The 14,071-nt window shown below is 49.7% G+C and carries 18 protein-coding genes; 11 read left to right on the plus strand and 7 right to left on the minus strand.

Going from position 1 to position 14,071, the window contains the following annotated elements; all coding sequences use genetic code 11:
* The first annotated feature begins 95 nt into the window (after positions 1-95).
* The 3 genes from sucC to A7983_RS15305 all read left to right on the plus strand — a co-directional run bounded on the left by sucC (position 96) and on the right by A7983_RS15305 (position 3,179).
* Positions 96-1,262, plus strand: coding sequence for an ADP-forming succinate--CoA ligase subunit beta (gene sucC / locus A7983_RS15290; protein WP_005973904.1), 1,167 nt, complete (start codon positions 96-98; stop codon positions 1,260-1,262).
* Positions 1,262-2,134 carry a succinate--CoA ligase subunit alpha gene (gene sucD, locus A7983_RS15295; protein WP_005973906.1) on the plus strand — a complete coding sequence of 291 codons (873 nt, stop codon included), beginning with the start codon at positions 1,262-1,264 and terminating at the stop codon, positions 2,132-2,134. The genes sucC and sucD overlap by 1 nt, the downstream gene beginning before the upstream one ends.
* A gap of 445 nt (positions 2,135-2,579) precedes the next feature.
* On the plus strand, positions 2,580-3,179 hold the full coding sequence (locus A7983_RS15305; RefSeq protein ID WP_005973912.1) for a response regulator transcription factor: 600 nt from the start codon (positions 2,580-2,582) through the stop codon (positions 3,177-3,179).
* 90 nt (positions 3,180-3,269) lie between these two features.
* Here A7983_RS15305 and A7983_RS15310 read toward each other — a convergent pair whose 3' ends face one another.
* The 7 genes from A7983_RS15310 to A7983_RS15340 all read right to left on the minus strand — a co-directional run bounded on the left by A7983_RS15310 (position 3,270) and on the right by A7983_RS15340 (position 7,084).
* Positions 3,270-3,818: an RNase A-like domain-containing protein gene (locus A7983_RS15310; protein ID WP_005973915.1), complete on the minus strand. Its 549-nt coding sequence runs from the start codon at positions 3,816-3,818 to the stop codon at positions 3,270-3,272.
* A gap of 224 nt (positions 3,819-4,042) precedes the next feature.
* A complete protein-coding gene (locus A7983_RS15315; RefSeq protein WP_005973918.1) occupies positions 4,043-4,345 on the minus strand; it encodes a hypothetical protein in 303 nt (100 codons plus the stop codon).
* The gene (locus A7983_RS15320) at positions 4,342-4,755 is read right to left on the minus strand and encodes a hypothetical protein (protein WP_086002479.1); all 414 of its coding nucleotides are present in this window, start codon (positions 4,753-4,755) and stop codon (positions 4,342-4,344) included. The genes A7983_RS15315 and A7983_RS15320 overlap by 4 nt, the downstream gene beginning before the upstream one ends.
* 56 nt (positions 4,756-4,811) lie before the next feature.
* Positions 4,812-5,285, minus strand: coding sequence for a hypothetical protein (locus tag A7983_RS15325; protein WP_005973921.1), 474 nt, complete (start codon positions 5,283-5,285; stop codon positions 4,812-4,814).
* 10 nt (positions 5,286-5,295) lie between these two features.
* Complete coding sequence (locus tag A7983_RS15330; RefSeq protein WP_005973922.1) at positions 5,296-5,760, minus strand: lysozyme; 465 nt, start codon at positions 5,758-5,760, stop codon at positions 5,296-5,298.
* Positions 5,753-6,406 carry a DUF2589 domain-containing protein gene (locus tag A7983_RS15335; protein WP_005973923.1) on the minus strand — a complete coding sequence of 218 codons (654 nt, stop codon included), beginning with the start codon at positions 6,404-6,406 and terminating at the stop codon, positions 5,753-5,755. Before A7983_RS15335 ends, A7983_RS15330 begins: the two co-directional genes overlap by 8 nt.
* Before the next feature lie 57 nt (positions 6,407-6,463).
* Positions 6,464-7,084: a DUF2589 domain-containing protein gene (locus A7983_RS15340; protein ID WP_005973924.1), complete on the minus strand. Its 621-nt coding sequence runs from the start codon at positions 7,082-7,084 to the stop codon at positions 6,464-6,466.
* A 930-nt stretch (positions 7,085-8,014) separates the two neighbouring features.
* Between A7983_RS15340 and cydA the strand changes: the two genes are divergently transcribed.
* The 8 genes from cydA (at position 8,015) to tolA (ending at position 14,058) form a co-directional block, all read left to right on the plus strand.
* Positions 8,015-9,583 carry a cytochrome ubiquinol oxidase subunit I gene (gene cydA / locus A7983_RS15345; protein ID WP_005973925.1) on the plus strand — a complete coding sequence of 523 codons (1,569 nt, stop codon included), beginning with the start codon at positions 8,015-8,017 and terminating at the stop codon, positions 9,581-9,583.
* A gap of 13 nt (positions 9,584-9,596) precedes the next feature.
* Entirely contained in the window at positions 9,597-10,736 is a 1,140-nt protein-coding gene (gene cydB / locus A7983_RS15350; protein ID WP_005973926.1) for a cytochrome d ubiquinol oxidase subunit II, read from the plus strand.
* A gap of 16 nt (positions 10,737-10,752) precedes the next feature.
* Entirely contained in the window at positions 10,753-10,869 is a 117-nt protein-coding gene (cydX, locus tag A7983_RS15355; protein WP_005973928.1) for a cytochrome bd-I oxidase subunit CydX, read from the plus strand.
* Positions 10,866-11,159, plus strand: coding sequence for a cyd operon protein YbgE (gene ybgE, locus A7983_RS15360; RefSeq protein ID WP_005973929.1), 294 nt, complete (start codon positions 10,866-10,868; stop codon positions 11,157-11,159). The genes cydX and ybgE overlap by 4 nt, the downstream gene beginning before the upstream one ends.
* A 133-nt stretch (positions 11,160-11,292) precedes the next feature.
* Positions 11,293-11,697 carry a tol-pal system-associated acyl-CoA thioesterase gene (gene ybgC, locus A7983_RS15365; RefSeq protein ID WP_005973930.1) on the plus strand — a complete coding sequence of 135 codons (405 nt, stop codon included), beginning with the start codon at positions 11,293-11,295 and terminating at the stop codon, positions 11,695-11,697.
* Positions 11,694-12,380 (plus strand): Tol-Pal system protein TolQ, encoded by a 687-nt coding sequence (tolQ, locus tag A7983_RS15370; protein WP_005973932.1) that lies wholly within the window; start codon positions 11,694-11,696, stop codon positions 12,378-12,380. Before ybgC ends, tolQ begins: the two co-directional genes overlap by 4 nt.
* Positions 12,381-12,392: 12 nt before the next feature.
* Positions 12,393-12,818 (plus strand): colicin uptake protein TolR, encoded by a 426-nt coding sequence (gene tolR, locus A7983_RS15375; protein WP_005973933.1) that lies wholly within the window; start codon positions 12,393-12,395, stop codon positions 12,816-12,818.
* Between the two features lie 64 nt (positions 12,819-12,882).
* Complete coding sequence (tolA, locus tag A7983_RS15380) at positions 12,883-14,058, plus strand: cell envelope integrity protein TolA (protein WP_005973935.1); 1,176 nt, start codon at positions 12,883-12,885, stop codon at positions 14,056-14,058.
* Positions 14,059-14,071: the final 13 nt, after the last annotated feature.

The raw sequence follows: 14,071 nt of genomic DNA on the forward strand, positions 1-14,071 counted from the left end.
ATATATCAGAGAGTTTATGACGCTTTTTTCTACCGAAAAGTCGGTGATGAAAGTCGTCTGCCGACTTATCTCCAAACCTAAATGGATAGAACATCATGAATTTACACGAGTATCAGGCAAAACAACTCTTTGCTCGATATGGTTTACCGGCACCGACCGGCTATGCCTGTACTACACCGCGTGAAGCAGAAGAAGCCGCATCTAAGATTGGCTCGGGTCCGTGGGTTGTAAAATGTCAGGTTCACGCAGGCGGTCGCGGTAAAGCGGGCGGCGTTAAAGTGGTCAGTAACAAAGAAGACATTCGCGCTTTTGCTGAAAACTGGCTGGGTAAGAAACTCGTTACTTACCAAACTGACGCACAGGGTCAACCGGTTCATCAGATTCTGGTTGAAGCGGCAACTGATATCGACAAAGAGCTTTATTTGGGCGCAGTTGTTGACCGTGGCACGCGTCGCGTGGTGTTCATGGCGTCCACCGAAGGTGGCGTAGAAATTGAAAAAGTGGCGGAAGAGACGCCGGAACTGATCCATAAAGCGGCCATCGATCCGCTGGTAGGCCCACAGCCTTATCAGGGGCGTGAGCTGGCTTTCAAACTGGGTCTGAGCGGCAAGCAAGTTGCCCAGTTCACCAAAATTTTCATGGGCCTGGCGGCGCTGTTTCTTGAGCGCGATCTGGCGCTGGTCGAAATCAACCCGCTGGTTATCACCAAGCAGGGCGATCTGATCTGTTTGGATGGCAAACTGGGCGCGGACGGCAATGCGCTGTTCCGTCAGCCTGAACTGCGTGAAATGCGTGACCCAAGCCAGGAAGACTCCCGTGAAGCACATGCGGCACAGTGGGAACTGAACTATGTTGCACTGGACGGCAACATTGGCTGTATGGTGAACGGTGCGGGTTTGGCGATGGGCACCATGGACATCGTGAAGCTACACGGCGGTTCTCCTGCTAACTTCCTTGATGTTGGCGGCGGTGCGACGAAAGAACGTGTTACCGAAGCGTTCAAAATTATCCTGTCTGACGACAAGGTAAAAGCTGTCTTTGTTAACATCTTTGGTGGCATTGTGCGTTGCGATTTGATCGCTGACGGCATCATCGGCGCGGTAGCTGAAGTGGGTGTGAACGTGCCGGTTGTTGTTCGTCTGGAAGGAAATAATGCGGAGCTGGGTGCTAAGAAACTGGCGGATAGCGGCCTGAATATTATCGCCGCGACCAGCCTGACGGGTGCCGCTCAGCAGGTTGTTGCAGCAGTGGAGGGTAAATAATGTCCATTCTGATTAATAAAAATACCAAAGTTATCTGTCAGGGTTTTACCGGTAGTCAGGGGACATTCCACTCTGAGCAAGCACTTGCTTACGGTACACAAATGGTTGGTGGTGTTACGCCGGGTAAAGGCGGCACGGAACATCTGGGTCTGCCCGTATTTAATACGGTGCGTGAAGCGGTAGAAGCGACGGGCGCAACGGCATCCGTTATCTACGTTCCTGCTCCGTTCTGTAAAGACTCCATTCTGGAAGCGGTTGACGCAGGTATCGAGCTGATCATCTGTATCACCGAAGGTATCCCGACGCTGGATATGCTGACGGTGAAAGTGAAGCTCGATCAGAGCGGCGTGCGGATGATCGGTCCGAATTGCCCAGGTGTGATCACGCCGGGTGAATGTAAGATCGGTATCATGCCGGGCCATATTCACCTGCCGGGTAAAGTCGGTATCGTTTCTCGTTCAGGCACGCTGACGTATGAAGCCGTGAAACAAACGACCGATGCCGGGCTGGGTCAATCCAGTTGTGTCGGTATCGGTGGTGACCCGATCCCTGGCTCTAACTTCATCGATATTCTGAAGCTGTTTGAACAAGATCCACAGACTGAAGCCATCGTCATGATCGGTGAAATCGGTGGTACGGCAGAAGAAGAAGCGGCAGCGTACATTAAAGAGCACGTAACGAAGCCGGTTGTCGGTTACATCGCGGGTGTAACGGCGCCGAAAGGCAAACGTATGGGCCATGCTGGCGCCATCATTGCCGGTGGTAAAGGCACTGCCGATGATAAATTCGCAGCATTAGAAGAGGCCGGTGTTAAAACCGTCCGTAGTCTGGCCGATATCGGTGATGCTGTAAAAGCGATATTAACGCGTTAATTGATTATTTGATGAAACACGCTAGCCACCTTCGGGTGGCTTTTTTTTATTCAAATTTGGTCACCGAGATAATTGATGCCATTGAGTTGCACATGACTTTTCAGAATTATATTGGATGTTTATGGAGTCACGATGATTCGATCGATGGTAAGGCTAATTTATTAGCGTTTTTCGCAAATCGTGAAAAAGTATTTATCTATGTTGGTAGTTCTTTAGTTTGGTCGTGTTTTGTTCAGGTTAATAAAATTGGGAATATTTGGATGGCTTTCTGTCTTAACCCTAATGGTAATGTTTAAGATATCAGTACTGTTAGGTTAAATGTTTACCATTCTTTTTTGTCGGCTAAAAGGCCTATGACAATTAGCCTGTTTATCTTTTTACATTTCATTGATTAATCTGAGGGGTAATAAATTCGATAACGAACGCTACTACGTGGAGATAATGCATGAATGTACTCATGATTGACAGGCAGTCAATATTCATTGAAGGAATGGCATCAGTATTATCACAATTTATTCCAGATGTGAATGTTCGCGGGCTAAATAATAAAAATGAAATTGATACTACGCTAAATGAATTTCCTGCGACATTAATCTTGCTGGATGGTGATGGGGATAAAGTGGTAAGCATTGAATTGTTGGATTCATTAGCCTTACACCATCCCGATATTCCGGTAGTCATGCTGATGAATAAATGTCAGCCAACACTGTTGCGGTTGTTCCTGAACCATCGAGCTATTGCGTTTGTCAGTCGCGACTCACAGCCGGAAACCATTGCCCAGACGCTACGAGCAGCGTCGCTGGGTATGTTCTGCCTGCCGCAAGAGGGCATTACCTTGCTGGACAACGGGCAAGGTGCTCCGGCCTGCCTGAGTGAACGGCAGCGAGAAATCCTCAAGTTGCTGGCAGCAGGGGAATCCAATAAACAAATTAGTCGTCGTTTGAATATCAGTGCAGGGACAGTGAAAGCGCATCTGGAGTCGATTTTCCGCCGTCTGAATGTTAATAACCGTACACAAGCGGCAATGATGTATTCGGATGAGTAGTTCCGATCCAATTTACTTTTCTTAGCTCCAGCCTATGTCTCTTTTCCTGAGCAATAGGAGCATTATACGTGGGTATAATGCTCCTATCGTTTATTTAATGGGATAACCAGTTAAAACATACCACTTGCCATGCCTCTTATTCATAATGGTCACCGCTCGCTGATTATCAGCAATCGCAAAAGCAGGCGGGTTATTATTGCTGTCATAACCGTTACCTGCGTCACCCTTACCATCGCCCTTCAGGACCGTGTCGATCCGTTTAAACATTTGCCCATCCTCCGGCGCGTTACAGAATTCGGTGATTTGTTTACCAACATGATCCCACATCACTTTTGCCGACGTCCACGCAGAAACAACCGGCCTCTGAGGACAAGGCGGATCCTGTAACCCCTGTGTACGCTGTGCCAGCCACGTTGTATTTTTATCAATATGGCAAGCGACCAGATGCCCGTCACTCTCTGCAGCATCCTGGGCTGCAGCCCACTCTGCCTCTGTTAGCCCATTGGTTCCGGGCAGCACACACGCGGCGCCGACCTTTGCAGCCATCGCCCCCGTCGAAAATAAAAACAGAGATGCGGCAACAGCAGAAATAATGCTGTGCCTTTTAACGTTACGAAAAAAAACATGTTTAACAGACATAGTTATCTCCTATCAGTTGAATAAAAGTAGTGCGAACTTATCGCATGATGTTATATTTTTACATGGCAGAATATTTATAAAATAACCTGCCAGTAAGTGACAAATGGCCCGGTTATTTTATTGCGCAGTGAAACATTAACACTACCTGTGTTAATTATTGTGTTGAATGTGTTTTTAATAATATGGAGTTTATTCCCGTTTTAGTAAGATTGTTTATGAAGATATTATCCCTCCTGTTTTTTTTCTTTATGCGTAAAGTCCAAGAAATAACAAATTGAAATAACGACGATGCCGACATCTTTTAATATCCAAAATGGTAACTCTTGCACCATTAATACAACATTGAACAATAGATAGGGTAAGTTAAGGAAGCCCTGTGCGGTAAAGCCGAGAGCGGTAATTAATAATCCAATACGATACCACAAAGGAATATTAAGCATACGGCCGCTAAGTGCACTGATAAAAATCATTATTGCGGTCGTCATATCCACCAGAGTCAGCGCCCAAAATAAGAATTTCAATGTCATGATGACTCTTCCTGTTTCGAGCGTCGAGAAGTTCGGCGGCGTGGTGCAGCATTTCCTCCACGGACAACACGGTTTAACTCTCCGGCCACCTGCAAAATGTCATCTCCTTCGCGGCGATTGAAGAAGTTGGCCAGCCAGGCGATCATTCCAACACTGATCGCTCCAACAAAATAGCCAATCCCCATGGCAATATCGCTGTCTTGAAAGTTCATGCCCAACCAGCGCGCAATAAATCCACCCAGCATAAAGGTGGTGCTGACGCTGATAGCGCCGATGATCACTCCTGCGACAAGACGACCATGTTGATAGAGTTTTTTCGGCTGCCAGAAAAATGACACGCTTAATCCGCCAAATAGCCCAGCGAGTGCGGCCAGGGCCTGGCTTAACATTTGGATACCATCAACGTACATCATATTACCCTCCTAAACGGGTAGCCTCAGCGAATAAACTGAGGCCGCAATAGTGACTATTGGCAAGGGCGAAGCGTGATCGTCGTGGCACCGTCATCTGTTGTAAGATAGCGTATCGCGCTTTCTGGGCTGTAGATCAGTTGCTTGATACTGCGTAGACCACGCACGCTATCAATATCCGCGCTGTATAATTTGTCTTGGCTCGGCAGCGGCTTACCGGTCCAGACATCACCACCCAGTTGCTTTTTGTTCAAAGCCCAGATATTCCATAGCGAATCTTCCGCTTTACCGCTCCATCCCAGTTTGGTGGCCTGCTCGCGAGTGACGTAATCTGTTGGCAGTACACCATCTCGATTCAGGGTTTTGAGCAGCATCGTCAGTTTCTTCTCATCCTGAACGGTCTTCTTATTTTGCTCTGCCAACTGCTGGTTAGCCTCCTGCACCACCATGCTACACTGCGGAAAATCCGCGTAGGCAGACAGCGAGGTCAGCAAGCTGGCAAACGTTAATATTGGGAGATATCGTTTCATTAGTGTTCCCTTATGCATGATGATTAATGGGTGCCAGAAACAGCGTTCGTTCAGCATCACGCCGACGTGTCAGGCCAGCTAAAATTTTCCCACCCGCTTGATTCCAGCGCGGCAGTTGATCCGCCGCCTCCTGATACTGGCCTAGGTTAAGCAGGCGTAGCAATGTTGATTTCTGTAAATTGCCCAACCCGACATTGAAGGCGAAGGCCACCAGCGCATCGAACTGGTTCTGGTTCAGATCCACCGACACATACTTATGAACACCACGCTCGGTCATCCTGAGATCCGCGCGCAGAAGATCTTCCGCTTCAGCTTTACTGAGCGTTCGGGGAAAATTTTCATTGGTCAAAATCAGATGTCCGTAGCCGATGGTCCATTTGCCTACGGCATCGCGGTATTTTTCCAGACTGAGCCCTTCAAAGGACTTGATTAGCGTTAGCCCGGCGGCACCGGTGTTCAGGGGGAGGTTAGCCATTGTTATCGCTCCTGTCGATTGCTTGAGGGAGAACCAGCCTCGTGTACTCTTCAATAAGCCGCATCACACTCTCTGGCGGTTCCAATACTGTGAACTGCATTTCAATATCCACATGCCCGCTGTCGCGCCCGCTGACTTCGCGGCTTGGAGGAGACATGCTGACGTGAAAACGGCTGACTGCGTCGTCAGACGTGCCGGACAGCGCACTCTTCTGCTCCACGTCGTCAGCGCGAACGGTGAGAAAAACCTTCATTTTTTCCAGCATTAACCCGCGCGGCGTGGACAGCGCCACTAGCGGCAGTTTGAAGTAATGCTGCTCATCCAGCTCCATTTCGATGATTTTCGGCACTAACCGCCCGTCGTCGCTGTGCTCAAAAAAAGGATCCAGCGCCTGCATGTACTGATGGGCGATCAGTTGGTTTGCCGCCGATGCTGCATGCTGCATACCACGCGTAATATCTGCCAGCGTCACCGGAATGCCACCAGAGCCAGATGGCGGCGTTCCATCACCCGGCGGTAAGGGGGGATCCTGCGGTGGGTCGACAGGGGGGAGCCTAGTGCTCTCCTCTGGCTGTGGCGGCGAAGGTGGGGAATCCGCTTTTGGTTCTGCGCCACGACTGCTGCGAAACCAGTCTTTCATTGGCATAGCGTGCTCCGTGAAAAATGAGGCTGCCTGGCAGCCTCAGAGTGGATATTAGTGCGATTACGCCGAGGCTTTTTCTGCGGCGGTGAGCGTTGGGGTATAGGTATGAAGTTTTTCCGCTTCAGACGGTAGGACTGCCGGGCGCGTTGCGGCATCCGTCAGGAAATCAATCACACGCATCAGAGCTTCCGGCGGTGGCTGACGTTTTACCTGGGTATGGATGCTGTATTTCGCACGGGTATCGCTGGAGCGGGTTTGCTGTGCTTTATGCGAGACGCGTCCCGTGATTTTCACGCTGAATGGCCCCCAACCAACGGATGCTTCTAGCGATGCTTCCGCGTTGGTTTCGCTGTTGCTGGATGCGCTCTGGGAGACTTCCAGCTCGAAGTCGATAGTGCCTTCTTCGATGCTGATATTGGGGTGGGAGATCGCCGCCAGCAGTGGGATGCGCATGGTCTTTTTCATCACACCCTGGATGACGCCCTTATCATCGACCACGGTTTCGTCGTAATCAAACTGCACCGACTCCGCCTTACCATCCTTGATACATACAGAGAGCAGAAAGTCGGCGTACGCCTTACTCGCCTGTACCTGCGCTTTGATCATTGCCTGTAGTGGGCCGCCAATCATGTGCTCCAGCGGCAGTGCATTAATGACTGAACCAATAAATTGTGAATCCATAATGCATACTCCTATGGGTTGTTACGAAAATATCGCGCTGCGAATTCGCAAACCCACATTACTCGGCGATGGGGTATGAAAATATTGGCCGTATAGGGGAAGAAAACGGGGGAAATGGCATAGGGCAGAAGACTGGGGGAATGGTCAGATCAACGCTGGCACCACGTGGCTGATGTAAGAAGAGCGCCCCGTTGGGGATGAGGCCGAGATCCACCTCAAGCCGAAAATAGGTGCTGACTGGCAACAGCATGGTTAACAAAAGCGTTGTAGTGCAAGTTGTGTTGTTACATTAGGTGTGTGAAAGGAGAATTCACCTGCGGTTTGGTAAAAAATACAGCGCACTCGTCAGCAATAAAAAATAAAAATTTGACATAAAATAAAAGATGAGGGAAACGATTAAATAATCGATAACGAGAAGTAGCAATTATATTGCTGAATTAATTTTAATTAAACCTAAAAGTCACATTGCATTAACAATGAGTGTGATAAGGAAATTAATGCAACGCGACAATCACGAGAAAAGCGTTAAATTGTTTTAGATCAAAAAACGCCTCTGGATATAATTTCTGAAATAGGCTTAAATTGCGCGAGGTCAATTATCGCCTTTCATGCTGTTTGGTGGAAAAGTTGATTTGAAGCCAAAAACCTAGTCTAGGTCACGTAAAAACCTATTTATTGTAGGGGATTACAGGCGTAATATACGGTTACCTCCTTACGGGGTACGTTATTTGTAATACTTGTGATTTATCTTGAGCTTGCTGTCGGGGGACGTCACGATGTGACTGCCTTGATGAACGGTATTTTTAGCGTTTGTTACAGCCGATGTTAAAGCAATTCTTGTTGTGTTCTTTTTGGGTGTAATGGCCGAATGTTTGGCGGCTTGTCAGCGTTTGCAAGCTAATCCCTTCCTGCGAGGAGCAAGGAGTCAAAATGTTTGATGTAGTCGAACTGTCACGTTTACAGTTTGCCTTAACTGCAATGTACCATTTTCTATTCGTACCATTAACGCTGGGGATGGCGTTTTTGCTGGCGATTATGGAAACGGTATATGTGCTGTCCGGCAAACAAATCTATAAAGATATGACTAAATTCTGGGGCAAGTTATTCGCAATTAACTTTGCTCTTGGGGTCGCTACCGGATTGACCATGGAGTTTCAATTCGGGACCAACTGGTCATATTTCTCTCACTACGTCGGGGATATTTTCGGCGCGCCGCTGGCTATTGAAGGCTTGATGGCATTCTTCCTGGAATCGACCTTTGTTGGCTTGTTCTTCTTCGGCTGGGACCGTTTAGGAAAAGTGCAGCATATGGCCGTTACCTGGCTGGTCGCATTGGGCTCTAACTTCTCTGCACTGTGGATTCTGGTCGCCAATGGCTGGATGCAAAACCCCATCGCATCAGATTTCAATTTCGAAACCATGCGTATGGAAATGGTGAGCTTCGCTGACCTAGTGCTGAACCCGGTTGCTCAGGTGAAATTCGTTCACACGGTGGCAGCAGGTTACTGTACCGGCGCGATGTTCATTCTGGGCATCAGTTCCTACTATCTGTTGAAAGGCCGCGATGTTGCGTTTGCCAAGCGTTCATTTGCTATCGCAGCAAGCTTCGGTCTGGCTTCTGTTCTGTCCGTTATTGTACTGGGTGATGAATCCGGTTATGAAATGGGTGACGTGCAGAAAACCAAACTGGCAGCGATTGAAGCCGAATGGGAAACACAACCGGCTCCCGCATCCTTTACGCTGTTCGGTATCCCGAACCAGGATACGATGGAAAATAACTATGCCATCAAGATTCCTTACGCTTTGGGGTTAATTGCCACGCGTTCTACTGACAAAGAAGTCACCGGTCTGAAAGAGCTGATGGCGATGCATGAAGTGCGTATTCGTAATGGTATGCAGGCTTATCACCTGCTGGAAGAATTACGCGCAGGCAATACCGACCCTGAGGTTAAAAAAGCGTTCGAGCAGTCTAAGCAAGATTTGGGCTACGGACTGTTGCTGAAACGCTATACGCCGAAAGTCTCTGATGCGACGGAAACTCAGATTAAACAGGCGGTTAAAGATTCTATCCCACGCGTTGCGCCGCTGTATTTCTCTTTCCGTATCATGGTAGGCAGCGGCATTCTGATGCTGTTGATCATTGGCCTGTCTTTCTGGACTGTTCTGCGTGGCAAAATTGGTCAGAGACGCTGGCTGCACCGCATCGCACTGTATGGTATTCCGCTGCCGTGGATTGCTATCGAAGCCGGCTGGTTTGTGGCTGAATATGGCCGCCAACCTTGGGCCATCGGTGAAATCCTGCCAACGGCTGTCGCGACCTCATCGCTGACAGCAGGGGATATTCTGTTCTCAATGGGGCTGATCTGTGGTCTGTATACGCTCTTCCTGGTTGCAGAAATGTATCTGATGTTCAAATACGCACGTCTGGGGCCGAGCAGCCTGAGAACAGGGCGTTACCATTTTGAACAACCTATAGCGGCTGCGCAGGAAGCACGGTAAACAGGAGTCCACTATGTTTGAATATGAAGTCTTACGTTTTATCTGGTGGCTGTTGATCGGTATTTTACTGATTGGCTTCGCTATCACGGATGGTTTTGACATGGGCGTGGGCATTCTGGTCCGTCTGATGGGGCGTGGGGATACCGAACGTCGTGTCATGATAAACAGCATTGCACCACACTGGGACGGTAACCAGGTCTGGCTAATCACCGCAGGTGGCGCGTTGTTCGCGGCCTGGCCGATGGTTTACGCCGCCGCGTTCTCCGGTTTCTACATTGCTATGATTTTGGTACTGGCATCACTATTCTTCCGTCCTGTCGGCTTCGATTACCGTTCAAAAATTGAAGATCCGCGCTGGCGGGGAATGTGGGACTGGGGCATCTTCATCGGTAGCTTTGTCCCGCCGGTTGTCATTGGTGTGGCGTTTGGCAACCTGTTGCAGGGTGTACCGTTCCACGTCGATGAATATCTGCGTCTTTACTACACTGGAAACTTCTTCCAACTGCTGAATCCGTTTGGCTTGTTGGCTGGTGTTGTTAGTCTGACAATGATTCTTACTCAGGGTGCAACCTACCTGATGATGCGGACCACGGGCGACCTGCACGTGCGTTCCAAGTCCGCCGCGCAGATTTCCGCGCTGGTGATGATGGTGACGTTTGCTCTGGCTGGCGTCTGGGTGATTTACGGTATTGATGGTTATGTGGTGACGTCGGCGATTAACACCGCGGCTGAGTCTAACCCACTGCGTAAAGAAGTCGTTCAGCAGGCGGGAGCCTGGTTGGTCAACTTCAATAACCATCCGGTGTTGTGGGCTATCCCAGTGCTGGGCGTGGTGTTGCCAGTGCTGACTACCCTCATGGCGCGTGCAGAGAAAGGAGCGTGGGCATTTTTGTTCTCTTCTCTGACTATCGCTTGTGTGATTCTGACTGCCGGGGTTGCCATGTTCCCGTTCATTATGCCGTCAGTCACCGTGCCTAACGTCAGCTTGACGGTATGGGATGCGACATCAAGCCTGCTGACGTTGAAAGTGATGACCGTAGTTGCGATGATTTTCGTTCCTATCGTGCTTTCTTATACCGCATGGTGCTACTACAAGATGTTCGGTCGTATTACCAAAGAGCAGATTGAGCAAAACACTCACTCTATGTACTAAGTAAGGAGCTTAATTTATGTGGTATTTTGCCTGGATACTCGGAACGCTTCTTGCTTGCTCACTGGGGATCATCACGGCCCTGGCTATCGAGCAGAGTGAGGCAAGCAAAGCGGTTGAAGACGATAAGCAATGAATGATCTGGCCGATAGACTCTATCGCCTGATGGATAAGAGCCCGTTAAGGGCTCTTTCCCTTATCATGGCGTTGCTACTGGCTGGCTGTGTATTCTGGGATCCGACGCGCTTTGCTGCGCGGACCAGTGAACTCGCGGTTTGGCAGGGGCTGCTGTTGATTTGGGCCGTTTGCGCTGGCGTTGTCCATGGCGTTGGTTTCCGTCCACATCGCCTGCTTTGGCGCGCGTTTTTCGCACCACTTCCCGCCTTTGTGATCCTGTGCGCAGGATTGTACTATTTCTTTGGTTAAAATAGTCTCCCATTCCATTTAGTTATGGGTTGCTTGCGACCCATAATTATTTTCTTTCCGCTGTCACAATCCATTCCAAACCTCATTTCTCTTGCGTATAGTAGCGAGGTTTAATGCATTACCGGGATGTAGAGTGAGTAATTCGTTGTTTCGCTGGCCAGTTCGAGTCTACTTTGAAGACACTGATGCAGGTGGCGTTGTCTACCATGCGCGCTATGTTGCCTTTTATGAAAGGGCAAGAACCGAGGCATTGCGGGAGCGCAACTTTCATCAGCAAGCCTTGCTAAGTGAGCATGTCGCGTTCGCTGTTCGTCGGATGACGGTGGAGTACCTTGCTCCTGCGCGCCTCGACGACATGCTGGAAGTGCAGAGCGAAATTGTCTCGCTTCGTGGCGCTTCTATGACTTTCGCACAGCGTATTCTCAATGCTCAGGGCACCCTGCTAAGCCATGCTGAAGTTTTGATCGCATGCATCGATCCACATCAAATGAAGCCAATTGCGCTTCCTAAGTCTATTGTCGCGGAGTTCAAGCAGTGACTGACATGAACGTTTTTGATTTGTTCCTGAAGGCAAGCCTTCTGGTCAAACTAATCATGCTGATTTTAATCTGTTTTTCTATCGCTTCCTGGGCGATCATTATTCAGCGTACCCGAATTTTGAATGCGGCGACGCGTGAGGCTGAGGCATTCGAGGACAAATTTTGGTCGGGTATCGAGTTGTCGCGTCTCTATCAGGAAAGCCAGACTCGCCGTGATAGCCTGACTGGCACTGAACAAATCTTCCATTCTGGTTTCAAAGAATTTGCGCGGTTGCATCGCGTTAACAGTCATGTGCCGGAGGCGGTCGTCGAAGGTGCATCCCGTGCGATGCGCATTTCAATGAACCGCGAATTGGAAACGCTGGAAACGCACATTCCCTTTTTGGGCACCGTGGGTTCCATTAGTCCGTATATCGGTCTGTTCGGTACCGTTTGGGGGATCATGCATGCTTTCATCGCGCTGGGTGCCGTGAAGCAGGCAACCTTACAAATGGTTGCTCCTGGTATTGCAGAAGCGTTGATTGCCACGGCAATCGGTCTGTTTGCGGCGATCCCTGCGGTCATGGCGTATAACCGCCTTAACCAGAGGGTAGGTAAACTGGAGCAGAACTACGACAACTTTACCGAAGAGTTCATCGCGATCCTGCACCGTCAGGCGTTCTCCAGCGACAACAGCAAGTAATCAGGGGGGATCATGGCACGAGTACGCAGAGGTCGTCGTGAGCTGAAATCCGAGATCAACATTGTTCCGCTACTGGACGTGCTGTTGGTACTGTTGCTGATTTTTATGGCGACAGCACCGATTATTACGCAGAGCGTTGAGGTTGATCTGCCGGATGCGACCGATTCAAAAACGGTCTCCAGCAACGACAATCCGCCCGTGATCGTAGAGGTTTCAGGCATCGGGCAATATAGCCTGGTTGTTGAGCAAAACCGTATGGAACAACTTCCGGCAGAGCAGGTGGTTGCTGAAGCGCAATCACGGCTGGCAACTAACCCCAAGACGGTATTTTTGATTGGTGGCGCGAAGGATGTTCCTTATGATGAGATCATTAAAGCGTTGAATTTGTTACATCAGGCTGGCGTAAAATCCGTTGGTTTGATGACGCAACCGATTTAAATGAGTGCATCACGGTAATGATCGTTAAGCCTATTTCTGGCAACACTGTTTTTGGGAATCGCTTGTGCTAAAGGCAAACGAACAAAACGATAAGCTGAAACGCGCCGTTATTATCTCGGCTGCTCTGCACATCATACTGATTGCTTTGCTGCTCTGGAATTCATCGACGCAAACGATGGATGCTAGCGGAGGCGGCGGAGGCTCGTCAATTGATGCAGTGATGGTCGATCCGAGCGCAGTGGTAGAACAGTATAACCGCCAACAGCAGCAGCAGACCGATGCGAAACGTTCTGAGCAGCAGCGTCAAAAGCAGGCTGAACGGCAGGCCGAAGAGCTTCAGCAGAAGCAAGCCGCTGAACAGCAGCGGCTGAAAGAGCTAGAAAAAGAGCGTCTGCAAGCGCAGGAAGAAGCGAAAAAGCAGGCTCAGGAGCAGGCTGAACAGCGTAAACAGTCTGAAGCGGCGGCACAGCAAGCTAAGGAACAGCAGAAGCAGGCAGAAGCCGCTGCGGCAAAAGCGAAGGCTGAAGCTGAACAGCAGGCGAAAGCGGCAGCGGACGCTAAAAAGAAAGCGGAAGACGAAGCGAAGAAACAAGCTGCTGCCGCCGCTGCTGCTAAGAAGCAGGCGGAAGAAGAGGCCAAAGAAAAAGCCGCTGAGGCTGCTAAGCAAAAGGCAGCAGAAACGGCGAAAGCAGAAGCGGCAGAGGCAGCAAAAGAGGCTGAGCAAGCGAAACAAAAAGCGGCGGCTGATGCAGCGAAACAAAAAGCTGACGCTGATGCTGCGAAAAAAGCAGAAGCCGCCGCCGCGGCTAAAAAAGCGGCTGATGATAAAAAGAAAGCAGCAGCAGAGGCTGCTAAGCAGGAAAGTGCCGTTGATGATTTGCTGGGCGGGCTGGCTTCGTCGAAAAATGCGCCGAAGTCTGGCGGCGGAGCACCTGCTGGCGCGGGTAACAATAAGAAGAGTGGTGCATCAGGTGCAGCGCTCGATAGTTATGGTGGTCAGGTACGTTCAGCCATTCAGAGTAAATTTTATGACTGGCAGCTCTACAAAGGGCGTACCTGTACACTACGGATTAAATTGGCGCCTGATGGCTTGCTGGTTGATGTCACGGCTGAAGGCGGCGATCCGGCGTTATGTCAGGCGGCTATTGCGGCTGCCAAACAGGCCAAAATACCGAAGCCACCGAGTACGGATGTTTATGAGGCTTTCAAAAATGCGCCAATAGACTTTAAACCGCAGTAACCGGGCTGTTTAC

Source organism: Pectobacterium wasabiae CFBP 3304, from assembly GCF_001742185.1.
Classification (GTDB): Bacteria; Pseudomonadota; Gammaproteobacteria; order Enterobacterales; family Enterobacteriaceae; genus Pectobacterium; species Pectobacterium wasabiae.

What these genes read in the sequence shown, in the direction of transcription:
- sucC (WP_005973904.1), top strand. Translation starts at nt 96, where the DNA reads ATGAATTTACACGAGTATCAGGCAAAACAACTCTTTGCTCGATATGGT.
- sucD (WP_005973906.1), top strand. Translation starts at nt 1,262, where the DNA reads ATGTCCATTCTGATTAATAAAAATACCAAAGTTATCTGTCAGGGTTTT.
- A7983_RS15305 (WP_005973912.1), top strand. Translation starts at nt 2,580, where the DNA reads ATGAATGTACTCATGATTGACAGGCAGTCAATATTCATTGAAGGAATG.
- A7983_RS15310 (WP_005973915.1), bottom strand. Translation starts at nt 3,818, where the DNA reads ATGTCTGTTAAACATGTTTTTTTTCGTAACGTTAAAAGGCACAGCATT.
- A7983_RS15315 (WP_005973918.1), bottom strand. Translation starts at nt 4,345, where the DNA reads ATGACATTGAAATTCTTATTTTGGGCGCTGACTCTGGTGGATATGACG.
- A7983_RS15320 (WP_086002479.1), bottom strand. Translation starts at nt 4,755, where the DNA reads ATGTACGTTGATGGTATCCAAATGTTAAGCCAGGCCCTGGCCGCACTC.
- A7983_RS15325 (WP_005973921.1), bottom strand. Translation starts at nt 5,285, where the DNA reads ATGAAACGATATCTCCCAATATTAACGTTTGCCAGCTTGCTGACCTCG.
- A7983_RS15330 (WP_005973922.1), bottom strand. Translation starts at nt 5,760, where the DNA reads ATGGCTAACCTCCCCCTGAACACCGGTGCCGCCGGGCTAACGCTAATC.
- A7983_RS15335 (WP_005973923.1), bottom strand. Translation starts at nt 6,406, where the DNA reads ATGCCAATGAAAGACTGGTTTCGCAGCAGTCGTGGCGCAGAACCAAAA.
- A7983_RS15340 (WP_005973924.1), bottom strand. Translation starts at nt 7,084, where the DNA reads ATGGATTCACAATTTATTGGTTCAGTCATTAATGCACTGCCGCTGGAG.
- cydA (WP_005973925.1), top strand. Translation starts at nt 8,015, where the DNA reads ATGTTTGATGTAGTCGAACTGTCACGTTTACAGTTTGCCTTAACTGCA.
- cydB (WP_005973926.1), top strand. Translation starts at nt 9,597, where the DNA reads ATGTTTGAATATGAAGTCTTACGTTTTATCTGGTGGCTGTTGATCGGT.
- cydX (WP_005973928.1), top strand. Translation starts at nt 10,753, where the DNA reads ATGTGGTATTTTGCCTGGATACTCGGAACGCTTCTTGCTTGCTCACTG.
- ybgE (WP_005973929.1), top strand. Translation starts at nt 10,866, where the DNA reads ATGAATGATCTGGCCGATAGACTCTATCGCCTGATGGATAAGAGCCCG.
- tolR (WP_005973933.1), top strand. Translation starts at nt 12,393, where the DNA reads ATGGCACGAGTACGCAGAGGTCGTCGTGAGCTGAAATCCGAGATCAAC.